Source organism: Pseudomonas marginalis (assembly GCF_024169655.1).
Taxonomy (GTDB): Bacteria; Pseudomonadota; Gammaproteobacteria; order Pseudomonadales; family Pseudomonadaceae; genus Aquipseudomonas; species Aquipseudomonas paraveronii.
Map to the genome: position 1 here is coordinate 5076673 of NZ_JALJWV010000001.1, position 24692 is coordinate 5101364.

General features: G+C 60.2%; 20 protein-coding genes. 7 read left to right on the top strand and 13 right to left on the bottom strand.

Going from position 1 to position 24692, the window contains the following annotated elements; translation table 11 throughout:
* Window positions 1-66 precede the first annotated feature (66 nt).
* Both treC and treP read right to left on the bottom strand, forming a co-directional pair.
* Complete coding sequence (gene treC, locus J2Y83_RS23310; protein ID WP_253398679.1) at window positions 67-1713, bottom strand: alpha,alpha-phosphotrehalase; 1647 nt, start codon at window positions 1711-1713, stop codon at window positions 67-69.
* Between the two features lie 118 nt (window positions 1714-1831).
* On the bottom strand, window positions 1832-3274 hold the full coding sequence (gene treP / locus J2Y83_RS23315) for a PTS system trehalose-specific EIIBC component (protein ID WP_253398687.1): 1443 nt from the start codon (window positions 3272-3274) through the stop codon (window positions 1832-1834).
* 238 nt (window positions 3275-3512) lie between these two features.
* Here treP and treR point away from each other — a divergent pair, with 238 nt between their 5' ends.
* The 3 genes from treR (at window position 3513) to J2Y83_RS23330 (ending at window position 6289) form a co-directional block, all read left to right on the top strand.
* Complete coding sequence (gene treR / locus J2Y83_RS23320; protein ID WP_253398689.1) at window positions 3513-4217, top strand: trehalose operon repressor; 705 nt, start codon at window positions 3513-3515, stop codon at window positions 4215-4217.
* Between the two features lie 282 nt (window positions 4218-4499).
* Window positions 4500-5531 (top strand): hypothetical protein, encoded by a 1032-nt coding sequence (locus tag J2Y83_RS23325; protein WP_253398691.1) that lies wholly within the window; start codon window positions 4500-4502, stop codon window positions 5529-5531.
* Window positions 5510-6289 (top strand): hypothetical protein, encoded by a 780-nt coding sequence (locus J2Y83_RS23330; protein WP_253398693.1) that lies wholly within the window; start codon window positions 5510-5512, stop codon window positions 6287-6289. The genes J2Y83_RS23325 and J2Y83_RS23330 overlap by 22 nt, the downstream gene beginning before the upstream one ends.
* A 149-nt stretch (window positions 6290-6438) precedes the next feature.
* On the opposite strand, the gene guaA is transcribed toward J2Y83_RS23330, so the two are convergent.
* The 4 genes from guaA to J2Y83_RS23350 all read right to left on the bottom strand — a co-directional run bounded on the left by guaA (window position 6439) and on the right by J2Y83_RS23350 (window position 11261).
* Entirely contained in the window at window positions 6439-8016 is a 1578-nt protein-coding gene (gene guaA / locus J2Y83_RS23335; RefSeq protein ID WP_253398695.1) for a glutamine-hydrolyzing GMP synthase, read from the bottom strand.
* An 82-nt stretch (window positions 8017-8098) separates the two neighbouring features.
* Entirely contained in the window at window positions 8099-9568 is a 1470-nt protein-coding gene (gene guaB / locus J2Y83_RS23340) for an IMP dehydrogenase (protein WP_247402674.1), read from the bottom strand.
* 240 nt (window positions 9569-9808) lie between these two features.
* The gene (locus J2Y83_RS23345; protein ID WP_253398697.1) at window positions 9809-10357 is read right to left on the bottom strand and encodes a sugar ABC transporter ATPase; all 549 of its coding nucleotides are present in this window, start codon (window positions 10355-10357) and stop codon (window positions 9809-9811) included.
* 136 nt (window positions 10358-10493) lie between these two features.
* Window positions 10494-11261 (bottom strand): sulfite exporter TauE/SafE family protein, encoded by a 768-nt coding sequence (locus J2Y83_RS23350; protein WP_253398699.1) that lies wholly within the window; start codon window positions 11259-11261, stop codon window positions 10494-10496.
* A gap of 99 nt (window positions 11262-11360) precedes the next feature.
* On the opposite strand from J2Y83_RS23350, the gene J2Y83_RS23355 reads away from it, so the two are divergent.
* The 4 genes from J2Y83_RS23355 to leuA all read left to right on the top strand — a co-directional run bounded on the left by J2Y83_RS23355 (window position 11361) and on the right by leuA (window position 16489).
* Window positions 11361-12251 (top strand): LysR family transcriptional regulator, encoded by an 891-nt coding sequence (locus J2Y83_RS23355; RefSeq protein ID WP_253398701.1) that lies wholly within the window; start codon window positions 11361-11363, stop codon window positions 12249-12251.
* Between the two features lie 30 nt (window positions 12252-12281).
* Window positions 12282-13661: an exodeoxyribonuclease VII large subunit gene (xseA, locus tag J2Y83_RS23360; RefSeq protein ID WP_253398703.1), complete on the top strand. Its 1380-nt coding sequence runs from the start codon at window positions 12282-12284 to the stop codon at window positions 13659-13661.
* Window positions 13662-13664: 3 nt separating this feature from the next.
* Complete coding sequence (locus tag J2Y83_RS23365; RefSeq protein WP_253398705.1) at window positions 13665-14486, top strand: M23 family metallopeptidase; 822 nt, start codon at window positions 13665-13667, stop codon at window positions 14484-14486.
* Window positions 14487-14809: 323 nt separating this feature from the next.
* Window positions 14810-16489, top strand: a complete 1680-nt coding sequence (leuA, locus tag J2Y83_RS23370; protein WP_253398707.1) for a 2-isopropylmalate synthase — start codon at window positions 14810-14812, stop codon at window positions 16487-16489.
* Between the two features lie 180 nt (window positions 16490-16669).
* Here the strand turns inward: leuA and J2Y83_RS23375 are convergent, their stop codons facing one another.
* The 7 genes from J2Y83_RS23375 to ispG all read right to left on the bottom strand — a co-directional run bounded on the left by J2Y83_RS23375 (window position 16670) and on the right by ispG (window position 24690).
* The gene (locus J2Y83_RS23375; protein WP_253398709.1) at window positions 16670-17461 is read right to left on the bottom strand and encodes an amidohydrolase; all 792 of its coding nucleotides are present in this window, start codon (window positions 17459-17461) and stop codon (window positions 16670-16672) included.
* Window positions 17449-18597, bottom strand: coding sequence for a pyridoxal phosphate-dependent aminotransferase (locus tag J2Y83_RS23380; RefSeq protein WP_253398716.1), 1149 nt, complete (start codon window positions 18595-18597; stop codon window positions 17449-17451). Before J2Y83_RS23380 ends, J2Y83_RS23375 begins: the two co-directional genes overlap by 13 nt.
* 114 nt (window positions 18598-18711) lie before the next feature.
* Window positions 18712-20181 (bottom strand): ribosome biogenesis GTPase Der, encoded by a 1470-nt coding sequence (gene der / locus J2Y83_RS23385; protein WP_017846171.1) that lies wholly within the window; start codon window positions 20179-20181, stop codon window positions 18712-18714.
* Between the two features lie 259 nt (window positions 20182-20440).
* Window positions 20441-21592 carry an outer membrane protein assembly factor BamB gene (bamB, locus tag J2Y83_RS23390; protein ID WP_017846172.1) on the bottom strand — a complete coding sequence of 384 codons (1152 nt, stop codon included), beginning with the start codon at window positions 21590-21592 and terminating at the stop codon, window positions 20441-20443.
* Complete coding sequence (locus J2Y83_RS23395) at window positions 21585-22226, bottom strand: YfgM family protein (RefSeq protein ID WP_253398718.1); 642 nt, start codon at window positions 22224-22226, stop codon at window positions 21585-21587. The genes bamB and J2Y83_RS23395 overlap by 8 nt, the downstream gene beginning before the upstream one ends.
* Before the next feature lie 41 nt (window positions 22227-22267).
* On the bottom strand, window positions 22268-23557 hold the full coding sequence (hisS, locus tag J2Y83_RS23400; protein WP_253398720.1) for a histidine--tRNA ligase: 1290 nt from the start codon (window positions 23555-23557) through the stop codon (window positions 22268-22270).
* A 23-nt stretch (window positions 23558-23580) separates the two neighbouring features.
* Window positions 23581-24690 (bottom strand): flavodoxin-dependent (E)-4-hydroxy-3-methylbut-2-enyl-diphosphate synthase, encoded by a 1110-nt coding sequence (gene ispG / locus J2Y83_RS23405; RefSeq protein WP_253398722.1) that lies wholly within the window; start codon window positions 24688-24690, stop codon window positions 23581-23583.
* Window positions 24691-24692: the final 2 nt, after the last annotated feature.

Below are 24692 nucleotides of genomic sequence, written 5' to 3' on the forward strand. Positions count from 1 at the left end.
CTCCCACACGGGGAATTAATCTCCTGCTTCGCGTCGCGCTCGGCCGTTGCTACAACGCTTCAGGCGTCAGTCCTTGAGATGCAGCACAAAGGATTCGTAAGGCCGTAACACCAGCGTGCCCGTGCTTGCCTGGCAATCGGGGTAATTGCTGATCAGCAGGCGCTGCCGCGTCGTTGCGTTGAGGACGTTGTCGGGCAGCTGGATTTCGCAGGGGTTGCCGTAGAAGTTGTTCAGCACCAGCAGGCGCTCGCCATGGCCTTCGCGCAGGTAGGCCCAGACCTGGAGATGGTCCTGCAACAATTCGCGATAAACGCCGTCTTGAATCAGCGGCTCCTGGCGACGCAAGGCGATCAGGCTGCGGTAGTGATGCAGCACCGAATCCGGGTCATCCCGTTGGCTGTCGACGTTGATCTGCGCCGCATTGGCCGGGATCCCAATCCACGGTTCAGCGCTACTGAAACCGGCATGCTTGCAGGCATTCCACTGCATTGGCGTGCGCCCGTTGTCCCGCGACTTCTGCATGATCGCCGCCATGCTCGACGCCTCGGACTCACCGGCATCGCGCTTGAGGCGGTAAATGTTGAGGGTTTCGACATCGCGGTACTGTTCGATCTTGTCGAAGCCCGGATTGGTCATACCCAACTCTTCGCCCTGATACACATACGGCGTGCCCTGCAGGAAGTGCAGCGCCGTGGCGAGCATCTTGGCCGAGACCACACGATGCTCACCGTCATCCCCAAAGCGCGAGACCACCCGTGGCTGGTCGTGGTTACACCAGAACAGCGCATTCCAACCGCCGCCGGCCTGCATGCCCAGTTGCCAGTCGGAAAAGATCTGCTTGAGCTGCAGGAAATCGAAGTCGGCCTTCACCCACTTCTGCAGGTTCGGGTAGTCGACTTTCAGGTGGTGGAAGTTGAAGGTCATCGACAGCTCTTTCGACTCCGGCCGCGAGTAGCGGATGCAGTGCTCCAGGCTGGTGGACGACATCTCGCCGACGTTGATCAGGGCATGGCCTGCGAAGACTTCGCGGTGCATTTCCTGCAGGTATTCGTGCACGTTCGGACCGTCGGTGTAGAAGCGGCGGCCGTCGCTGGCGTCTTCGGGGAAGTCGGCGGGCTTGGAGATCAGGTTGATCACGTCCAGGCGGAAACCGCCCACGCCTTTGTCACGCCAGAAGCGCATCAGCTTGAACACCTCGGCGCGCACCTTGGGGTTGTCCCAATTCAGGTCGGCCTGGGTGTGGTCGAACAGGTGCAGAAAGTACTGCCCGGTTTGCGCTTCGTATTCCCAGGCCGAGCCGCCGAACTTGGACTCCCAGTTGTTCGGCTGGTCGCGCCAGATATAGAAGTCGCGGTACGGGTTGTCGAGGCTGCTGCGCGCCTGCTGGAACCACTCGTGCTCGATGGAGGTGTGGTTGACTACGATGTCGAGCATCAGCTTGATGCCACGCTTGGCCGCTTCGCTGATCAGCAGGTCGCAATCGGCCATGGTCCCGTAGCTCGGGTCGATGGCGTAGTAGTCGCTGATGTCGTAGCCATTGTCGCGCTGCGGCGAGCGCAGGAACGGGGTGATCCATAGGCAGTCGACGCCCAGCCATTGCAGGTAGTCGAGTTTGTCCACGATACCCAGCAGGTCACCGGTGGCGTTACCCGCGTGGCTGTAAAAGCTTTTGGGGTAGATCTGGTAGATCACCGAGTGTTGCCAATTTTGCATGGGGGTCCCTTCAGTAAAATTTTGTACCAGCCGCTCGGGCCTCATCGGGAGCAAGCCCCCTCCCACAGGGGGAACGCATTTCAACTGTGGGAGCGGGCTTGCTCGCGAAGGCGGTAATTCAGGCAACGCGATACCCAGGCCGGACGATCTTCATGCTCAACGCACAGGTCAAAACAAACGGCACGACCATCGCGATGACCATCCCGATCACAAACATCGGGATCGCATGCGGCACGATCGAGATAAACCCAGGCAAGCCACCGACCCCGATGGCCGAGGCCTGCACCTTGTTCAGCGAGAGGAAAATGCTGCCCAGTGCCGAGCCCAGCAACGCGGCATAAAACGGAAACTTGAAGCGCAGGTTCACGCCGAACATCGCCGGTTCAGTGATGCCGAAATACGCGGAGACGGCGGAAGTCGAGGCCATGCTTTTGTCCCGCGCATTGCGGGCCATGTAGAACACCGCCAGCGCGGCGCTGCCCTGGGCCAGGTTGGACATGACGATCATCGGCCAGATAAACGTGCCGCCCTGGGTGGAGATCAGTTGCAGGTCCACCGCCAGGAACATGTGGTGCATGCCGGTGATCACCAGCGGCGCATACAGCAGGCCGAAAATCGCCCCACCGAGCATCGGCGCCAGGTCAAACAGGGTGACCACGCCTTCGGTGATCAGGATGCCGAGGTGACGGGTCACCGGGCCGATGATCGCCAGCGCGAGCACGCCGGTGACGACGATGGTGGTGATCGGCACGACCAGCAGTTGGATGGCATTCGGTACCCGCGCACGCAGCCATTTCTCGATGACGCTCATCACATACGCCGCCATCAGGATCGGCAGGATCTGCCCCTGGTAGCCGACTTTCTCGATCTTGAACCAGCCGAAAATGTCGAAGTACGGCAGGCTCTGGCCATCGAGACCGGCCACCGCCTTGCCGTAGTTCCAGGCGTTGAGCAGGTCTGGATGGACCAGCATCAGGCCGAGCACGATGCCGAGGATTTCACTGCCGCCAAAACGCTTGGCTGCCGACCAGCCCACCAGCGCTGGCAGGAACACGAACGAGGTGTTCGCCATCAGGTTGATCAGGCTCCACAGGCCATCCAGGTTCGGGTAGGCCTCCAGCAGCGTCTTGCCTTCGATGAACATGCCCTTGGCGCCCATCAGGTTGTTCACGCCCATCAACAGGCCGGCGATGATCAGCGCGGGCAGGATCGGCATGAACACATCGGAGAACACCCGCACCAGGCGCTGCATGGCGTTGGTCTTGTCGGCGCCCTTCTTCTTGACGTCGGCGATGGTGGCGGCGGCGAGGCCGGTTTGCTCGCGCAGGGCGGCGTAGACCTTTTCCACTTCGCCGGGGCCGATCACCACTTGGAACAGACCGCCGGTAAAGAACGAACCCTTGACCAGGTCGACCTGGTTCAACGCGCTGCCATTGACCAGGCTCGGGTCCTTGAGCGCCAGGCGTAGGCGGGTCACGCAATGGGCAGCTTGCTCAAGGTTGTCGCGGCCCCCGAGGTTCTCGAGAATCTCGCGGGCGATGTTTGAATAGTCGTGGCTCATGCTTGGTTTCCACTTTGATTTTTTTATTTGGGGGGCAGTCATTGGCAGCACGCCGAAGGCAAAAGTACTCGTACAGACGAGTTAAAGCAACAACTCGTCTGTACGAGTTACATGTTGTTTATTTTTTGTAGGCCTGACCGCCCCGCAGGCCACAGATATCCACGGGCCCAATGGACAAACCCCAGCCGTGCCACTAAGGTTCCTGCCTTGAACGCAAACGCGGCACAGAGCCATCCCCATGAGCAAATACAACCAGATCTATACCGATCTGCTTGCCAACATCACCACTGAACGCCTGCAACGCGGCACCCGTCTTCCCTCTGAAACCGAACTGATGGATGCCTACCAGGCCAGTCGTGGCACCGTGCGACGGGCCATCGAGCAGTTGCAGGAACGTGGGTTTGCGCAAAAAATCCACGGCAAGGGCACGTTTGTGTTGTCGCCCAACCCCATCGAGTTCCAACTGGGCGGCATCGTCAGCTTCCACGAAACCCACGCCGACCTGGGCGATGACGTACGCACCGACGTCGTCGAATTCACCCAGTTCCCGCTGGAAGGTTCGCTGCTGCTGCACATCGAGGCCGAACCCGGCAGCCTGATCACCCGCATCAAACGGGTGCGGCGCATCGGCGGCAAACGGGTGATCCTCGACATCAACCACTTCGTCGCCGACCTGATCCCCGGCCTGGACCGCGACATCGCCGAGCAATCGATCTACGCCTTCATCGAGCAGACGTTGCAGCTGCACATCAGCTACGCCCAACGCACCATCGAAGCCCTGCCCCGCGGCAAAGACGACCAGACGCACCTCGACCTCGAAGGTCAAAGCCATGTGATCGTGGTGAGCAACCAGACGTTTTTGCAGGACGGGCGGCAGTTCGAGTACACCGAGTCGCGGCATACGTTGGATAAGTTTTACTTTTCGGATATCGCGCGGCGGTGAGGGCGAGCGAAGATCAAATGTGGCAGCGGGCTTGAACTTGCGATGGCGGTGGTTCAGTTAGTACATGAGCTGAACGATCGACCGCTTGACACTTGCGCCTGACGGCCGGTGAAAAACGCTCCATGGCGGTAACGCAAACCCTCTATCAGACGCGGGTCCAGAACGAAAAAACCGGCAGGTGTGGGTCTGGGCCGGTAACTCGCCCACAACGTTAACCACTTTTTTGACTTGTTAACCCCCGTGGTTTACAGTGAAAAAAAGTGATTAACAAGGCGCCGCGAAATGCCGGTTTTGCTGGATGACATTAAAGATTATCTCGAATCCACAGTCGGCTTGGAGGCGCACCTTCAAGCAGCCTCAGGCCTGAAAGTTCCCTTTCACATCAAGGATGCCTACAAGCTCGTCTATCTGGCCCTTATGGTAGGGCCGAAGGCGAAACAGAAACTAGCGATGCTCCTACTGCTTCCAGTGGAAAATAAGTACCCGGGCGCCGTAACGCTAGGGAAGCACATCGCCCAGGTACAAAAAGCCACGGACAAGGTGGTTGTGTACGTATGCCAGTCACTGTCGGTACCGGAGCGGCGTAGCCTGATCGCCAACAACATCAACTTCATCCAGCCCGGCTATCAGATGTTCATCCCAGAGTTGGCGATGGACCTGCGCGAGAGCGTTCGGACACGCCGAAACGAGGAAGACGTGTCCACCCTTCTTCCCGCAGCACAAGCGATGGTCTTGGCTCGCCTGTATGAGGGATGGGACAGCGACACGATCTTCAACTCCAACGGCATCATGAACGGTTTCAAATACAGCCGCGTCACACTTGCCAAAGTGATCGATCAGATGCTGAAACTTGGCATCGTCCATCCTGCACAAAGTCAGGGATTCAAAAATTGCTATTCGTTCGGGGCACCTCCGGCCGAGGTCTTCAAAAATGTTCGTCGTTTTATGCGCTCTCCCGTTAAACGGAAGGTTGCGATCGACCGAGTGCTTCATACAGGCAACGGCGTATTTCTTGCCGGCGAGACCGCTCTGGCCAAATGCACGATGCTGGCTGGCCCCGTCCAACCGATTTTTGGCATGACCAAAAAGCAGTTCGACACCCTGGTCGAGGAGCAGGCATTCAAGGTCACCGACTCGGTTGATGAGATTCGGGCATGGGTGGAAATATGGGCTTATCGAAGCCTAAAGGAAGGAAAAAACATCGCCGACGAAGCGTCATTGCTTCTGAGCTTGGAAAACATCCCGGACGAACGTGTCCAGCTGGCTTTAGACGAACTTAAGGAGGCAGTGGCTTGGCTAAAATCAGAGGACTAGACGTATTCGGGCAACACTTCAGCGATTTTCGTGATCAGTATGTGCTGATTGGCGGTGTTGCCTCCTGGCTCACGATGGATGAAGCAGGCCAATCGTTCCGCGCAACCAAAGATCTTGACATCGTGCTGGTTATTGAAGCGCTCAACGCCGATTTTGCTGGGGCGTTCTGGGCCTTTATACGTGCCGGACGTTACGCCATCCGGCAGGTTGGTGGGATTGACGGTCAGCGGCCTGTTTTCTACCGGTTCCAGAACCCTGAGGATGAGGCCTTCCCCGTCCAGATCGAATTGTTCTCGCGCGCACCCGAGGGTATCGAGCTCCCGGCGGACGCGACGCTGACCCCTATTCCCACAGACGAATCGGTATCAAGCCTGTCCGCAATCTTGCTCAATGCCCCCTACTACCACTTCCTCCTTGAGGGTCGGCAGAGCAATGAGGTACTGACCTTCATCGGCGCCGACCGGCTGATCCCACTCAAGGCGCATGCATGGCTCGATTTGTCAGCACGAAAGGAGGCAGGCGAGCAGGTCGACAGCAAGAACATCAAAAAACATCGAAACGACGTACTGAATCTGAGCGGCCAATTGACCGATGACCCCATCGCGCTACCAGAAAGCATTCAGACCGACATGAGAGCGTTTCTGGAGCTCTTGGCATTGGAAAAGATCGATCTCAAGGCCATCGGATTGAAAGGGACCCTGGGGGACTATATCGAGCGCCTGACATTGAGTTTCGGCTTACAACAGCCAATCCAATAGGAACACACTCTGAAAACCACCGGTTCCGCTTGCTAGCGGGATGCACAAAGCTGCCAGAATTTGCCACACCCAAAAAGCCAAAAGCCCGCAATTAAGCGGGCTCCAGGGCATTTTTTGCTAGATCGTGCCCGGCAATGCCGGACGCGGGATCATTCCCACTCAATCGTCGCCGGCGGCTTGCTCGACACGTCATACGTCACGCGCGAAATACCTTCGATTTCATTGATGATACGGCCGCTGACAGTTTCCAGCAGTTCGTAGGGCAGGTGTGCCCAACGGGCGGTCATGAAGTCGATGGTTTCCACCGCACGCAGGGCCACGACCCACGCGTAACGACGACCGTCGCCGACCACGCCTACCGATTTCACCGGCTGGAACACCACGAACGCCTGGCTGACTTTGTGATACCAGTCGGCCTTGCGCAGTTCTTCGATGAAGATGTGGTCGGCGCGACGCAGCAGGTCGGCGTATTCCTTCTTCACTTCACCGAGGATCCGCACGCCCAGGCCCGGGCCTGGGAATGGGTGGCGGTAGACCATGTCGTAGGGCAGGCCCAGTTCCAGGCCCAGACGGCGGACTTCGTCCTTGAACAGTTCGCGCAGTGGTTCGACCAGCTTGAGGTTCATTTCCTCGGGCAGGCCACCTACGTTGTGGTGGGACTTGATCACATGGGCCTTGCCGCTCTTGGCGCCGGCCGACTCGATCACGTCGGGGTAGATGGTGCCCTGGGCGAGGTACTTGATGTTGTCCAGTTTGTTGGACTGGGCATCGAATACGTCGATGAAAGTGCGGCCGATGATCTTGCGCTTCTTCTCCGGGTCGGACTCGCCGGCCAGGTTGTTGAGGAACTGATCTTCAGCGTTGGCGCGGATCACCTTGACGCCCATGTTCTCGGCGAACATGGCCATCACTTGCTCGCCTTCGTGCAGGCGCAGCAAGCCGTTGTCGACGAATACGCAGGTCAGCTGATCACCGATCGCCTTGTGCAGCAGCGCGGCAACCACGGAGGAATCAACGCCGCCGGACAGGCCGAGCAGGACGTTGTCGGTGCCAACCTGGGCACGCACGTTGGCGATGGCGTCTTCAGCGATTTTCGACGGGGTCCACAGGGCTTCACACTCGCAGATATCGAGGATGAAGCGCGACAGGATGCGCCCGCCTTGCTTGGTGTGAGTCACTTCCGGGTGGAACTGCACGCCGTAGTAACCACGCTCGTCGTTGAACATACCGGCGATCGGGCAGCTCGGGGTGCTGGCCAGGATGTGGAAGTCTTGCGGCATCTTGGTGACTTTGTCACCGTGGCTCATCCACACATCGAGGCCGAACAGGCCGTCGGCGTCGATGTGGTCTTCGATGCCGTCCAACAGGCGGCTCTTGCCGACCACGTCGACACGCGCATAACCGAATTCACGCAGCTCGGAACCTTCAACCTTGCCGCCCAACTGCTCGGCCATGGTCTGCATGCCATAGCAGATACCGAACACGGGCACGCCCAGGTCGAATACGGCTTGCGGGCAGCGCGGGCTGTTGGCTTCGTGTACAGACTCGGGGCCGCCGGCAAGGATGACGCCTTTCGGTGCGAATTCGCGGATCGCTGCGTCGTCCATGTCGAACGGATGCAGTTCGCAGTACACGCCGATTTCACGCACGCGACGGGCGATCAGTTGGGTGTACTGGGAACCGAAATCGAGGATCAGGATACGGTGGGCGTGAATGTCGAGGGCCATGAGATCAGTCTCGTCTAATGAATCAGAAACAACTCGGGGCTGAATAAGACAGCCCCGGTTACTTAACTTTATGCTGGAAGCCTCAACCTACGCGGTAGTTTGGCGCTTCCTTGGTGATCTGCACGTCATGGACGTGGGATTCGGCCATACCGGCGCCGGTGATCCGCACGAACTCTGGCTTGGTGCGCATTTCTTCGATGTCGGCGCTACCGGTGTAGCCCATCGAGGAACGCAGGCCGCCCATCAGTTGATGGATGATCGCGCTCAGGGTGCCTTTGTACGGCACACGGCCTTCGATGCCTTCTGGAACGAGTTTCTCGGCGCCTGCCGAGGAGTCCTGGAAGTAACGGTCGGAAGAGCCTTGCGCCTGGGACATGGCGCCCAGCGAACCCATGCCGCGGTAAGCCTTGTACGAACGGCCCTGGAACAGTTCGATCTCGCCCGGGGCTTCTTCAGTACCGGCGAACATCGAGCCCATCATCACGCAGGAAGCACCGGCGACGATGGCTTTGGACAGGTCACCGGAGAAACGGATACCGCCGTCGGCAATCAACGGAACGCCCGTGCCTTCGAGGGCCTCGGCGACGTTGGCGATGGCGCTGATTTGTGGCACGCCCACACCCGCGACGATACGCGTGGTGCAGATCGAGCCAGGGCCGATACCGACCTTGACCGCATCCGCGCCCGCGTCGGCCAGGGCCTTGGCGGCAGCGCCGGTAGCGATGTTGCCGCCGATCACCTGGACTTCAGGGAAATTCTGTTTGACCCAACGAACGCGGTCGATCACGCCCTTGGAGTGACCGTGAGCGGTGTCGACCACCACCACGTCCACGCCGGCAGCGACCAGGGCCGCCACGCGATCACCGGTGTCTTTACCGGTACCGACTGCCGCGCCGACGCGCAGACGACCTTGGTCATCCTTGCTGGCCAGCGGGTAAGCCTTGGCTTTTTCGATATCGTTGACGGTCATCATGCCCTTGAGGGCAAATTTGTCGTCGACGATCAGCACGCGCTCGATGCGGTGCTTGTGCAACAGTTCGCGCACGTCGTTCTTGTCCGCGCCTTCCTTGACCGTGACCAGACGCTCTTTAGGCGTCATCACTTCGCGGACGGTGACTTCAAGACGGTTCTCGAAACGCACGTCACGGGAGGTGACGATGCCGACCAGGTCGCCATTGTGCAGCACCGGAACGCCGGAGATATTGTGCAGGCGGGTCAGTTCGAACAGTTCACGCACGGTGGCGTCAGCTTCGATGGTGATCGGGTCCTTGACCACACCGGCTTCGTAACGCTTGACCTTGCGCACTTCGGCAGCTTGCTGCTCGATGGTCATGTTCTTGTGGATGATGCCAATGCCGCCTTCCTGAGCCATGGCGATAGCCAGACGGGCTTCAGTGACGGTATCCATGGCAGCGGAAACCAGGGGAATATTCAGCTCGATGCCACGGGTTAGGCGGGTCTTGAGACTGACTTCGTTAGGAAGCACCTCGGAATAACCGGGCACTAGGAGAATGTCGTCGAATGTCAGAGCTTCTTGGCTGATACGCAGCATCGCGGGGGCTCCCGAGCGGGAAAATGGAAGCGCGCCATTATACTCAGACACCCCTCAGGTCTCAACGTAAAACTCTGACAAACTTGGTAATACTGATAGATGGAGAAAAGATGCTGCTTTTCTGTAGGAGCGAGCTTGCTCGCGAAGAACACCAAGACACCGCGTTTAACCAGACTACCCCGATTAGCGTTGACGACTTTCGCGAGCAAGCTCTCTCCTACAGAGGGTTGAGCTTGCAGCCTACAACTCGACTTTGACCCAACTGATCTTCTGGTCCAACCAATCGGCAAATTCGTCGATAAAGCTCTGCTTGAAACCCGCCTCCGCCCAGTTGTTGAAGATGAATCCGAGGTTGGAAAACCCACATTCCTGCAGGAACAGAAAACCGTTGATGTCATCCTCATGCCCACACAGCGGGCAGGTGAAGTTGTCGGTGTGGCCGGGCATCCACTCTTCCAGGCTGTCGAACAGCGCCTCGCCGATTTCCTTGAGGCATTCCGGGCAGCCGGCTTCTTCGAGAAAGCCCTTGGCCGGCGTATAGATGCAACGCTTGTAGATGATTTCCAGGCCATTGACCGGTTCGTTGAACGGCAGCGCCTCCGGATGCAGTACCACGGCGCGGGCGCCGTCGGCCAGGGCGTAGGCCATGCGGTTGCCGGTGCGCCCGCACGTGGTCAGCTCTTCCTTGATGATGTTCTTGCGCACCAGCCAACGCACGACCGCCCGGGCGCGGGGTTCGTGGACGGGCAAGGTGGAGATTTTCGGGACAAGGATGCTTTGGGAGTTCATGGGAGCCCTGCGGTATGACGTCTGGCGCCGTCGCGGGCAAGCCCGGCTCCCACCTTGCAATGCGATCGACTGTGGGAGCGGGCTTGCTCGCGAAGAAGCCCTGAAGGCAGGCAGCTTAATCCCTGCCCGACACAGGTCAAGTACTCAGGTACCGCCCAATCAAGGCAATGCCGCTGGCCAGCACCAGCCACGTGACCAATCGCACAAACGCCTCACGGGACATGCGCAACGTCAGCCGCCGCCCACACCACAACCCCAGGGCCATCGCCGGCAACAGGCAAACCGCCAGCAGCAACAGCGGCATGTCGGCATACACCCCGGCGATCAGGAACAGGCTCAGGCGCACCACGGTGCTGCAACTGATCAACGCACTTTGCGTGGCGCGCGCCGCGTCCTTGGGCAAACGACTGCTCAGGTAGATCGCATATAAAAAGCCGCCACTGCCGAACAACGCACCAAACAAGCCGCCGACGGTGCCCATGGGAATCGCCCAGCCCGCCGCCAGTTGCGCCGGCCGGGCCTTCACCGCCAAGGTGTAAATCGCGTAGGCGCTGATAAACAGCCCCATCAACAACAGCAACAGATCCGAATGCAGGTTGAGCAAAAACACCACGCCCAGGGTGCAACCTATCGCCATGCACGGCAGCAGTCGCAACAGCTCCGGCTTGTTCACATCCCGTCGCGATTGCAGCAGATTGCCGAAGGCCGCGATGAAATCCAGCAACACCAGCAGCGGGATGATCTTCGACAGCGGCATGAACATAAGCAGGATCGGCCCCGCCACCAGCGCCGTACCGAACCCGGCGATGCCAAACACGATATAGGCCACGGCAACGCCCAGGCCGATCACCAGCCAATCTGTACCGCCAAACGACCACTGACTCATCAGCTCAACCGGGCTCATGGGTAATTCCTTGAAAGAGATGTCCATCACTTTAGCCATCGCTGAGACTTGCGACTAATATCTTCAAAGTCCTCTACCCATCTCGAAAAGGCATGAGTCTTGATTTCCACCCGCCAACTGCGCTACTTCGTCGAAATCGCCGACAGCGGCAGCTTCAGCGCCGCCGCCGAGCGCCTGTTTGTCGCGCAATCGGCCCTGAGCCGGCAGATCAAAGAACTGGAAAACCAACTGCACACCCCGTTGTTCGAACGCACCGCGCGCCAGCCTCGGCTGACCGCCGCCGGTGAAGCCTTTTATCCCAGGGCACGCAACCTGCTCAGCGAACTGCACAAGGCCAGCGAGATGGCGACGCAAGTGGGTAACGGCCAAGTCGGCACCCTGCGCTTGAGCCATTCGAGCACCGTGCCGATGAGCGGCCCGTTGTTGCGCGGCATCAGCACCTGGCTGGAGCGCTGCCCCGGCGTGTCGATGGATATCGCCAAGCTGTCCTCCGAAGCCCAACTGGAAGAAATCGCCGACGGTCGCCTGGACGTCGGTCTGCTGCGCCTGCCCGTACTGCGCCAGCGCGAAGGCGTGCGTGTGGTGCCTTTATACAGTGAGCAGTTACTGCTGGCCGTACCGCCGACCCACCCGTTAGCGCGCAGCCAGGCGCCGATCGAATGGGCGCAGCTCAGGGACGAAGCGTTTATCTCGGTCCCCCATCCCCAGCGCGGCGGGCTGAGCTATCTGTCGGCCGAGTTGTGCATGCGTGCCGGATTTTTCCCCAAGGCTGCGCGGGTCATGTCGCGCAAGACCACGCAGTTGCAGTTGATCCAGGCCGGCTTCGGTATTGCCTTGTTACCAAAATCGATGCAGGACATTGCCCCGGCCGCCGTGCATTTTCTGCCCCTGGCCGATCCGGACTGCTTGAGTACCGTGGCCCTGGCCTGCCCGCACACACCGGGCGCGTTGGTGGAGCAATTCTGTCAAACCTTGCGCGAATGCCTATAAACTGCCGCCCATGACTAAAGATCTCTTTCCATGATTAAAGACCCGTTCGCCCGCCTGGGCCTGGACCGCGAGGTCCTGACTGTCAGCCAACTCAACGGCCGTGCGCGGGTGTTGCTGGAAGACGTGTTCACCAATATCTGGGTCGAAGGCGAGATCTCCAACCTCGCCCGCCCGGCTTCCGGCCATGTGTACTTCACCCTCAAGGACAGCGGCGCCCAAGTGCGTTGCGCACTGTTCCGGCAGAACGCCGCACGGGTGCGCCAGGCCTTGAAAGATGGCCTGGCGGTGAAGGTGCGCGGTAAGGTCTCGCTGTTCGAGGGCCGTGGCGACTACCAACTGATCCTCGATACCGTCGAGCCCGCCGGCGATGGCGCGCTGCGCCTGGCCTTCGAGGCGCTGAAGGAAAAGCTCAGCGCCGAAGGCCTGTTCAGTGCCGAACGCAAGGTGGCACTGCCGGCCCATCCGCAGCGCATCGGCATTATCAGCTCGCCGACGGGCGCGGTGATCCGCGACATCATCAGCGTGTTCCGTCGCCGTGCGCCGCAGGTGCAACTCACCCTGATCCCCACGGCCGTACAAGGCCGCGAAGCGGTGGCGCAGATTGTGCGCGCGCTGAAGCTGGCCGACGCGCGAGGCTTTGACGCGTTGATCCTGGCCCGTGGCGGCGGCTCGCTGGAAGACCTCTGGTGCTTCAACGAAGAAGCCGTGGCCCGCGCGGTGGACGCTTGCGTGACGCCGATCGTCAGCGCCGTCGGCCATGAAACCGATGTATCGATCAGCGACTTTGTCGCCGACGTGCGCGCGCCGACGCCGTCTGCCGCTGCAGAACTGCTGGCCCCGGACGCCAGCAGCCTGGTGCGCCAGGTCGACAGCCTGCACCGCCGCCTGGTGATGCTGATGCGCAACCGGTTGACTCACGACCGCCTGCGCCTCGAAGGCATGGCTCGCCGCCTGCGCCACCCCGGCGAACGTCTGCGCCAGCAGGCCCAGCGCCTGGATGACCTGGACATGCGCCTGCGCCGCGCGTTCGAACGCAGCCTCAATACCCGCCGCGAACGCTTGATCCGCCTGGAAACCCGCCTCGCCGGCCAACACCCCGGCCGCCAATTGGCCTTGCTGCGCCAACGCCTGGACAGCCTCGCCGAGCGCCTGCCCCGCGCCATGCGCGAGGGCCTCAAGGCGCGCCGCCTGCTACTGCAAAGCCAGGTGCAGACGCTGCAAGTGGTCAGCCCGCTGGCGACCCTCGGCCGTGGCTACAGCATCCTGCTCGACGAACGCGGCCAGGCGATTCGCAATGCCGCGCAGACCCACACCGGCCAGCGCCTGACCGCGCGCCTCGGCGAAGGCCAATTGCAAGTGCGGGTGGAAGACAACCACCTGACACCCGTCACCCTTTCGTTATTGGATTGATCGATGCTACGTTTTTTTAGCCTGTTGATGCTGCTGTGCCTGACCGTCAACGCCCACGCCGACAGCTACATCTCCCGGACCTTGAACAAGCCGGTGCCGGGCGGTGTTGCCGTCGTCGACCTGGGCTCCTCGGCCGCCGCACCAAAAGCCACCTACCAGGGCAAGCCGGTTCTGGTGGTGAAGGAGCAGGCCAACTGGCTGGCGATTGTCGGCATTCCGCTGACGGTCAAACCGGGCAATGAACGCATCAGCAGCGGCGGGCGCAACCTGCCGTTTATCGTCGGTTACAAGCAGTACCCGGAACAGCGCATCACCCTGAAAAACAAAAGCCAAGTCAACCCCGCCCCGGCGCAGCTCAAACGCATCGAGGCCGAGCTGGCGGTGCAGATCAAGGCTTACCGCAGTTTCAGCCCTAACCAGCCAAGCAACCTGGTGCTGGACAAGCCGGTCAACGGCCCGCTGTCGAGCAAGTTCGGCGTGCGTCGTTTTTTCAACGGCGAAGAACGCAACCCGCATTCAGGCCTGGATTTCGCCGTCCCCGCCGGCACGCCGATCAAGACCCCGGCGGCGGGCAAGGTGATCCTGGTCGGCAACTACTTCTTCAACGGCAACACGGTGTTCGTCGACCACGGCCAGGGCTTTATCAGCATGTTCTGCCATATGTCGAAGATCGACGTCAGCGTGGGCCAGCCACTGGCACGCGGCGCAGTGGTGGGCAAGGTCGGCGCGACGGGCCGCGCAACCGGGCCGCATATGCACTGGAATGTCAGCCTGAACGATGCACGGGTAGATCCGGCGATCTTTATCGGCGCGTTCCAACCTTGAATGGCCCGATTGCGCGGCCAACAAAGGCTGCGCAATTAAAGCAAGCAAATGCTCAATCTCCAACCATAAAATCTCGTTTCCTACGCCAATAGAAGAACTTCTCTCAATTTTTCCGGACTACTTGCCATCTTTCACCTCTGGGGTTAGGGTTGAGCTTATGAAAACTTCTCACACCCTCATTCTGCTCCGTCAGCACCGCAGCCTGTGCCTTGTCAGCGCACGACTGCCAGGCTGAATCGATCTGCCTCGTCTCCCGCTTTATCCCCAATAACAGTTCCACGGCAGGCCGCCTTTTTTCGGCCCCTACTACAAAGGATTTCCCGATGAGCATGCTCAAAGACCCGTCTTCGAAGTACCGCGCGTTTCCGACCATCAATATCCCGGACCGCACCTGGCCGTCGAAAACCATCACCAGCGCGCCGATCTGGTGCAGCTCCGACCTGCGTGATGGCAACCAGTCGCTGATCGAACCCATGGATGCAGTCAAAAAGCTGCGCTTCTGGAAGACCCTGGTCGCCGTCGGCGTGAAGGAAATCGAAGCCTCGTTCCCGGCCGCTTCGCAAACCGACTTCGACTTCGTGCGCACCCTGATCGAAGGCAACCACATCCCCGAGGACACCACCATCCAGGTGCTGACCCAGGGCCGTGAAGACTTGATCGAGCGCACCTTCGAATCCCTGCGCGGCGCGAAAAAAGCCATCGTCCACCTGTACAACGCCACCTCGCCGTCCTTCCGCCGCATCGTGTTCAACCAGGACAAGGACGGGGTCAAGGCCATCGCGGTCAACGCAGCCAAGCTGTTCGTCAAATACGCCGCCCAGCAGCCGGACACCCAGTGGACGTTCGAATACTCGCCAGAGACCTTCAGCGCCACTGAGTTGGAGTTCGCCAAGGAAGTGTGTGACGCAGTGATTGAGGTGTGGAACCCGACGCCCGAGCACAAGATGATCCTCAACCTGCCGGCCACCGTTGAATGCGCCACGCCGAACATCTATGCCGACCAGATCGAGTGGTTCGGTCGTCATATCAACCGTCGTGACAGCGTGATCATCAGCCTGCACACCCACAACGACCGTGGCACCGGCGTAGCCGCCACCGAGCTGGGCCTGATGGCAGGCGCCGACCGTGTCGAAGGCTGCCTGTTCGGCAACGGCGAGCGTACCGGTAACGTCGACCTGGTCACCGTGGCGTTGAACCTCTACACCCAGGGCGTGAACCCTGAGCTGGACTTCTCCGACATCGACGGCGTGCGTAAAGTGGTCGAGGAGTGCAACCAGATCCAGGTGCATCCGCGCCACCCGTATGTCGGCGATCTGGTACACACCGCATTCTCCGGCTCCCACCAGGACGCGATTCGCAAGGGCTTCGCCCAGCAAAAAACCGACGCCCTGTGGGAAGTGCCGTACTTGCCGATCGACCCGGCCGACATCGGCCGCAGCTACGAGGCCGTGATTCGGGTGAACAGCCAGTCGGGCAAAGGCGGCATCGCCTACCTGCTGGAGCAGGAATACGGCATCAGCTTGCCGCGTCGCATGCAGATCGAGTTCAGCCAAGTGGTACAGGCCGAAACCGACCGTGTGGGCCTGGAGATGAGCGCTTCGCAGATTCACGCGCTGTTGCAGCGTGAATACCTGCAAGCCAACACGCCGTATGCGCTGGTCAGCCATCGCCTGCAGGAAGAAAACGGCAACAGCACGGTGGAAGTGGAAGTCTCGGGCAAAGGCCAAGGCGAAACCAACCTGCGCTGGCACGGCAAGGGCAACGGTGCGCTGGAAGCACTGGTCGCCGGCCTGCCGATTGGCGTGGAGATCATGGACTACAACGAACACGCGATCGGTTCCGGCACCAACGCCAAGGCCGCGGCCTACATCGAGCTGCGAGTGAACGGCGAGCGTCCGGTGCATGGCGTGGGCATTGATGAAAACATCACCACGGCCAGCTTCAAGGCGGTGTTCAGCGCCCTGAACCGCTCGCTGAGCCAGGTGGAAGCGAAAGCGGCGTAAGCCTCGCTGTAATGCTGAAGGCCCCTGGGTGAGAACCCAGGGGCCTTTTTGTTGGGCTTTGGATGTGTGTTGTGTGTCGGGGCCTCATCGCGGGCAAGCCCACTCCCACATTTCGACCGTGTTTCTATAGGAAAAACGCGGTCAAAATGTGGGAGTGGGCTTGCCCGCGATAGCGGTCTGTCAGACAAATTGAAAGTTATCAGCATCCAGATTCGCCGGAAATTTGCTGCGATACGTCGCCAGTTCAGCCGCGTCCAGGCACACCTGGAACACCCCATCCGCCTCCCCCGCACTCAGCAGGTTCTCACCCTGGAAATCCAGCACCTGGCTATCTCCGGTATAGACAAAGCCCTTGCCGTCCGTGCCCACCCGATTCACCGCCGCCACATAACACAGGTTCTCGATCGCACGCGCCGGCAGCAACCGGTTCCAATGCTGGCGTCGCGCCCCTGGCCAGTTGGCGGTGTACAGCAGCAGATCGGTGTCCTGGGCATCACGACTCCACACCGGAAAGCGCAGGTCGTAGCAAATCAATGGGCGAATACGCCAGCCCTTTATCTCGAACTGCACCTGGCGCTCGCCGGGCGTGTAGTGATTGTGCTCGCCGGCCATGCGGAACAGATGGCGTTTGTCGTAATGCAGCACCTCGCCATCCGGCCGCGCCCATAACAGGCGGTTGCGATGGCTACCGTCGGCGGCCTGGATAATCACACTGCCGGTGATCACCGCGTTGTACTTCGCCGCCTGGGCCTGGAGCCAGCGATGGGTCGGGCCATTTTCCGGTTCGGCCAGGGTGGCCGAGTCCATGGAAAAACCGGTGGTGAACATCTCCGGCAGGATGATCAGATCAGCGCCCCGGGCCTGCTCCAGCAACAATTCGAAGTGATCGAGGTTGGCCTGGCGGTCGTGCCAGGCCAGGCTGGTCTGGACCAGGGCGATGTTCAGGTCGGGCAGTGTATTCAGATCACGCATAGTTTTTCGGCTGCTTGTTGCAGCGTCTCCTCGCGTTTGGCAAAGCACAGGCGCACCAGGCGCTGGCCTTGGGGTGGGTGCTGGTAGAACACCGAAACCGGGATTGTTGCCACCCCGTGCTCGCGGGTCATCCACAAGGACATGGCGACGTCATCCAGGTCCGGGCGAATCGCTGAGTAATCCACCAGTTGGAAGTAAGTGCCGGTGACCCGATTAAAGCTGAAACGCGACGGCGTCAACAGGTCGCAGAACAGGTCGCGCTTGGCCTGGTAAAAGGCCGGCAATTCTTCGACGTGTTCCGGGTGCTCAGCCATGAAATCGGCCAACGCGTACTGCAACGGGGTCACGCCGCAGAAGTTGACATATTGATGCACCTTACGCAATTCGGCGGTCAAGGCCGGGGGCGCGACCACGTAGCCGGTTTTCCAGCCGGTGACGTGGTAGGTCTTGCCGAAGGAGCTGACCACGAACGCACGTTGATACAGCTCTTCGTGGGCCAGCACGCTGACGTGGGGCACACCATCAAACACCAGGTGTTCGTAGACCTCGTCGCTGACCAGGTAGATATCGCGATCGCGGATCAAGGCCGCCAACAGGTCCAGCTCGGCGCGGCTGATCAGTGCGCCGGTGGGGTTATGCGGCGTGTTCAGGATGATCATGCGCGTGCGCGCAGATAACGCAGCCTGAATCTTTTCAAAGTCGAGGGTGAAGTTTTTCAGGTTCAGTTGCACGTGCACGCAACGACCGCCGGCCAACTCGACCGAGGGCTCATAGCTGTCGTAGCACGGGTCGAATACGATGACTTCGTCGCCGCTGCGAATCACCGCCTGAATCGCGCAGAAAATTGCCGCAGTGGCGCCTGGGGTGATGGTCACTTCGCTGTCGGGGCTGACCGTGGCGCCATAGCTGCGAGCGATCTTGGCCGCCACTTGCTGGCGCAGGGCCGGCAGGCCGGTCATCGGCGCGTATTGGTTATGGCCGCTGGCAACATGCTTGCCCACGGCATCGAGCAAGCCCTGTGGGCCATTAAAATCGGGGAAACCCTGGGACAGGTTAAGCGCGCCGGTCTCGGCAGCGAGTTGCGACATGGTGGTGAAAATGGTCGTGCCGACATTTGGCAGCTTGCTGTTGATCATCGGTGGCCCCTGCAGGTGAGCCCCAAGTTTTAAGCTGCCAATTGCATCGGGTCAAGGCGCAAACCACCGCGCACAAAAAAGGGCTCGTAAAGAGCCCTTTTTGCGAGGTCGGAATCAGCGCTTGTCGCGGCGCTTCTTGTCGGCCTTCTTGTGGTGAGTCATCAAACGACGCTTCTTGTTCACCTGACGGTCAGTCAGTGTGTTCTTGTTGCCTTCGTATGGGTTCTCGCCACCCTTGAACTCGATACGGATCGGCGTACCGACCAGCTTCAAGACACGGCGGTAGGTGTTTTCCAGGTAACGCACGTAGGACTTGGGTACCTTCTCGATCTGATTACCGTGGATCACGATAATCGGCGGGTTGGCACCACCCAAGTGGGCGTAACGCAGTTTGATCCGGCGGTTGTTGACCATCGGCGGTGCGTGCTCGCCGACCGCGTCTTCCAGGATCTGGGTCAGACGGTTGGTCGGCCAGCGGGTCACTGCGGACTTGAACGAGTTCTGTACGGACGCGTAGAGGTTGCCCACACCGGTGCCGTGCAGTGCCGAGATAAAGTGGATATCGGCAAACTCGACGAAGAACAGGCGACGCTGCAGTTCGATCTTGACGAAATCGCGCTCGCTCGGCGTCATGCCGTCCCACTTGTTGATCGCGATCACCAGGGCCCGACCGGCTTCCAGGGCGAAGCCCAGCAGGTTGAGGTCGTGGTCCACCACGCCTTCGCGGGCGTCCATCACGAAGATCACCACGTTGGCGTCTTTGATCGCCTGCAGGGTTTTCACCACGGAGAACTTTTCAACTTCCTCGTGGATCTTGCCGCGCTTGCGCACACCGGCGGTGTCGATCAGCGTGTACTTCTCGTCGTTACGCTCGAACGGGATGTAGATACTGTCGCGGGTGGTGCCGGGCTGGTCGTACACGATGACACGGTCTTCACCGAGCATGCGGTTGACCAGGGTCGACTTGCCGACGTTGGGGCGGCCGATGATGGCGATCTTGATACCATCTTTTTCGCTCGGGCCAGGAATGCGCTTGGCTTCCTCACCTTCGGCGACGACCTCTTCTTCGCCCTCTTCTTCCTCGGCGTCATCCTTAGGGAAGTCGCGCAGGGCGATCTCCAACATCTGGGTGATGCCACGACCGTGGGCGCCGGCGATCGGAATCGCATCGCCCAGGCCCATCGGGCTGAATTCGGCACGGGCCATTTCAGGATCGATGTTGTCGATCTTGTTGGCCACCACGTAGGAACGCTTGTTGCGCTTGCGCAGGTGCTCGCCGATCATCTGGTCGGCAGCGGTGTAGCCCGCGCGGGCGTCCACCAGGAACAACACGACATCGGCTTCTTCAATGGCCAGCAGCGACTGCTCGGCCATCTTTTCGTCCATGCCATGCTCATCACCGGAGATACCACCGGTGTCGACAATAATGTAGGAGCGCCCTTGCCACTTTGCCTCACCGTATTGGCGATCACGGGTCAAACCGGACAAGTCGCCGACAATGGCGTCGCGAGTCCTGGTCAGGCGGTTGAACAAGGTGGACTTGCCGACGTTAGGTCGGCCCACCAGGGCGATTACGGGAACCATGCGGCTCTCCACTTCGTTATTTCAGAAAATACAAAAGCCGCTGCAAGGCAGCGGCTGGTGCTCGGGGCGGCATTTGAAATGCCACATACCCTGCCCGACACTGGTTCCTGTAGGAGCGAGCTTGCTCGCGAAAAACCTGAGGACGCCGCGTTTATCCAGAAACCCGCGTGAGCGTTGACGTCCTTCGCGAGCAAGCTCGCTCCTACATTAAGCAATGAAGCAGGGCCGCCTGGGGGTAACCCCAAGCATAGTCAAACCTTTACTTGATGGTCAGGGCTTCCAGCTTGCCGCTGTTGCCAAACACATAAAGCATGTTACCCACGACCAGCGGACGCGCACGCAGGCCGTCACTGTCGATGCGCTCGCGACCCACAAAACGACCGTCAACCTGACTCAGCAGGTGCAGGTAACCTTCGAAGTCGCCTACCGCTACGTAGCTGGAGAACACTTCCGGTGCCGACAGTTGACGGCGGGCCAGAGAGTCGTTGCTCCACAGCGCAGTGGTGGAACGTTCGTCGACACTTTCAACGGTGCCAGACGACAGACTTACGTAGACGCTGCCAAACCCTTGGGCGACACCGGCGTAGCTGGAAGCATCACGCTGCCAGTTGACGCGGCCGCTTTGCAGGTCCAGTGCCGCGACACGGCCCTGGTAGGTAGCGACGTAGAGGGTTTCGCCGGACAGCAGCAAGCCACCGTCGATGTCGACGACGCGATCCAGTTCCGAACGACCTTGCGGGATGGCCACACGCGTTTCCCAGATCGGCACGCCGTTCTGGGTATTCAGGGCGACCACTTTACCGGTCGACAGGCCTGCAACGGCCAGATTATTGGTCACAACCGGACCACTGGTACCGCGCAGGGTCAGCACCGCAGGGGTGCTGTCGTACAGCCAGCGCTGTGCGCCGGTGCTGGCGTCGAGGCCGATCACACGGTCGTCCTGGGTTTGCACCACGACGATGTCGCCGTTGGTGGCAGGCGGTGCGAGGACTTCACTGGTCACGCGAGCGCGCCATTTCTCTTCACCGGTGCTGGAGTCCAGCGCCACGACTTCGCCTTTGAGCGTGCCGAGCATGACCATGCCGTAACCCACGCCGACGGCGCCGGATACAGGCAGTTCGAGGTCTTTCTTCCACTTCACGTCGCCGTTCATGCGATCCATGGAGATCACCACGCCGGTCACGTCAGCGGCCACAATGTTGTCACCGTCGATTGCCGGTACCAACATGTTGTAGGTTTCGCCCTGACCGTCACCGATGGAGCGGCTCCATTGCTTTTGCAGGACCACTTCTTCCTTGAAGCTGGTCAGCTCGGCCGGAGGCAGTTCTTTTTTACTGTTGCTGCTGCAACCCGCGGCCAGAACGGCCAGAGCCAGCAATGCTGCATGTTTCCAACGGATCACGTCACGCATCCCCTTTGGCCAAGTCGTCGAGCTTGATTTGTAAGCCACCGACCGCTGCTTCATCAGACAGCGCCGCCTTGGCTTTTTGGTACGCAGCATTGGCTTCGTCGGTACGACCCAATTGGACCAACAGGTCGCCCTTGAGCTCTTCGCGAGTGGCTACAAATGCCTTGTCAGCATCGCCGTCGAGCAGTTTGAGTGCTTCGTCGGCCTTGTTCTGTGCCGCCAATACCTGAGCCAGGCGCTGACGTGCGATTTCACCCAGGGTCGGGTTGGTCGGCTTGTCGGCGATGGCCTTCAGTTCGGTGACTGCATCATCCAGCTTGCCGGTGTCGACCGCGACTTTCGCGACGAACAGGCTGCCGTATTGGGCGTAGGTGCTACCGCCAAATTCGCTCTTGAGCTTACCAGCCAGGTCTGCCACTTGCGCAGGATCGGGCTTGCCGCTCGGCGTCAGCGTGGTTTCCAGCAATTGCTGATAGAGGATCGAGGCGCCTTGGGACTGGTTGGCCTGATACTTGTGCCAGGCTTGCCAGCCGAACACTACCACTAAAGCCAGCAGGCCACCGGTAACCAGGGGCTTGCCGTTACGCTGCCACCAGTCCTTGAACTCGGCCAACTGCTCATCTTCAGTACTCGACACCCCAACACTCCTTAATCGCTAAATTCGGCTGTTCGACAGCTTCAACCCTGCACGACGCAGGTGGCCAAGTGCGCGGCGAGCGCATCAAAGGCAATGTTCTGTTGCTCGCCCTGACCACGCAGGGGTTTGAAACCTATCACTTGCTGGGCCAATTCGTCATCGCCGAGGATCAGTGCGTACAGCGCACCGCTCTTGTCGGCCTTCTTGAACTGGCTCTTGAAGCTGCCGGCGCCAGCATTGATCTGCAGGCGCAGGTTCGGCAGTTGGTCGCGCACTTTTTCGCTCAGGGCCAGGCCAGCCAGTTCGGCGGCCTCGCCAAAGGCGCACAGGTACACGTCCACCTGCCGGGAGATTTCTTCCGGAACCTGCTCAAGGGTTTCCAGCAGCAGGATCAGCCGCTCGATACCCATGGCAAAACCCACGCCAGGCGTAGGCTTGCCGCCCATCTGCTCGACCAGGCCGTCGTAACGGCCACCGGCACACACGGTGCCCTGGGCGCCGAGTTTGTCGGTAACCCACTCGAACACGGTCTTGCTGTAGTAATCGAGGCCGCGCACCAGTTTCGGGTTGATCACGTAAGGAATACCGGCGGCATCCAGACGCGCCTTGAGGCCCTCGAAGTGGATACGGGATTCGTCGTCCAGGTAGTCGGCCATCTTCGGCGCGTTGACCAGTACGGCTTGCGTGTCGGCGTTCTTGGTATCGAGGACGCGCAACGGGTTGGTTTTCAAACGGCGCTGGCTGTCTTCGTCCAACTTGTCCAGGTGGGCGGACAGGTACTCGACCAGGGCGACGCGGTAGCGGCCCCGGGACTCGCTGGTGCCCAGGCTGTTGAGTTCAAGCTTGACCGCATCGCGGATACCCAGCAGGCCCCACAGGCGCCAGGTCAGCACGATCAGCTCGGCGTCGATGTCCGGACCGTCGAGGTTGAACACTTCCAGGCCGATCTGGTGGAACTGGCGATAACGGCCTTTCTGTGGACGCTCGTGGCGGAACATCGGCCCGATGTACCACAGCTTCTGCGGCTGGCCACCGCCGGTGAGGCCATGCTCGAGCACGGCGCGCACGCACGCGGCGGTGCCTTCCGGACGCAGGGTCAGGGAGTCGCCGTTGCGGTCTTCGAAGGTGTACATCTCTTTTTCGACGATGTCGGTCACTTCACCGATGGAGCGCTTGAACAGCTCGGTGAACTCGACGATCGGCATACGGATCTGTTTGTAACCGTAGTTATCCAGCAGACGCGCAACGGTGTTCTCGAAGTAGCGCCACAGCGGCGTCTGCTCCGGAAGGATGTCGTTCATGCCACGAATGGCTTGCAGAGACTTGCTCACATCTATTCCTTAAATTCGCTGGATCAGCCGCGCGCGATAACTGCAGCGTCAGCTTCGACCTTCTCGGCCGCTTTCTCGCGGATCAGTCTTTCGAGCTCATCCACCAGATTGTCATTCGTCAGTTTCTGCGACGGCTTGCCGTCGATGTAAATCAGGTTCGGCGTGCCGCCGGTCAAGCCGATATGGGCTTCCTTGGCTTCACCCGGCCCGTTGACCACGCAACCGATCACCGCAACATCCAGCGGCACCAGCAGGTCTTCGAGGCGTCCTTCCAGTTCGTTCATGGTTTTCACCACGTCGAAGTTCTGCCGCGAGCAGCTCGGGCAGGCAATAAAGTTGATGCCACGGGAACGCAAATGCAGGGATTTGAGAATGTCGTAACCGACCTTCACTTCCTCTACCGGGTCTGCCGCCAGGGAGATGCGGATAGTATCGCCAATCCCTTCGGCGAGCAGCATACCGAGACCCACCGCAGATTTCACTGTGCCTGAGCGCAAACCACCCGCTTCAGTGATACCCAGGTGCAGTGGCTGCACGATTTCCTTGGCCAGCAGGCGGTAGGCCTCTACCGCCATGAACACGTCGGAAGCCTTTACGCTGACCTTGAAGTCCTGGAAATTCAGGCGCTCAAGGTGCTCAACGTGGCGCAGCGCCGATTCAACCAGCGCGGCGGGAGTCGGCTCGCCGTATTTCTTTTGCAGGTCTTTTTCCAGGGAGCCGGCGTTCACGCCGATGCGGATCGGAATCCCGCGATCACGGGCAGCGTCCACCACCGCGCGCACACGGTCTTCGCGCCCGATGTTGCCCGGGTTGATACGCAGGCAATCAACACCCAACTCCGCAACGCGCAAAGCGATCCGGTAGTCGAAGTGAATGTCGGCAACCAGTGGCACCTTGACCAGTTGCTTGATGCGGCCGAAGGCTTCGGCGGCATCCATGTCCGGTACGGAAATCCGCACGATGTCGACGCCAGCGGCTTCCAGACGATTGATCTGGGCGACGGTGGCAGCAACATCATTGGTGTCGCTGTTGGTCATGCTCTGTACCGCGATGGGGGCGTCGCCGCCCACCGGCACCGAGCCGACCCAGATCTTGCGCGATAGGCGACGTTTGATTGGAGATTCGCCGTGCATGA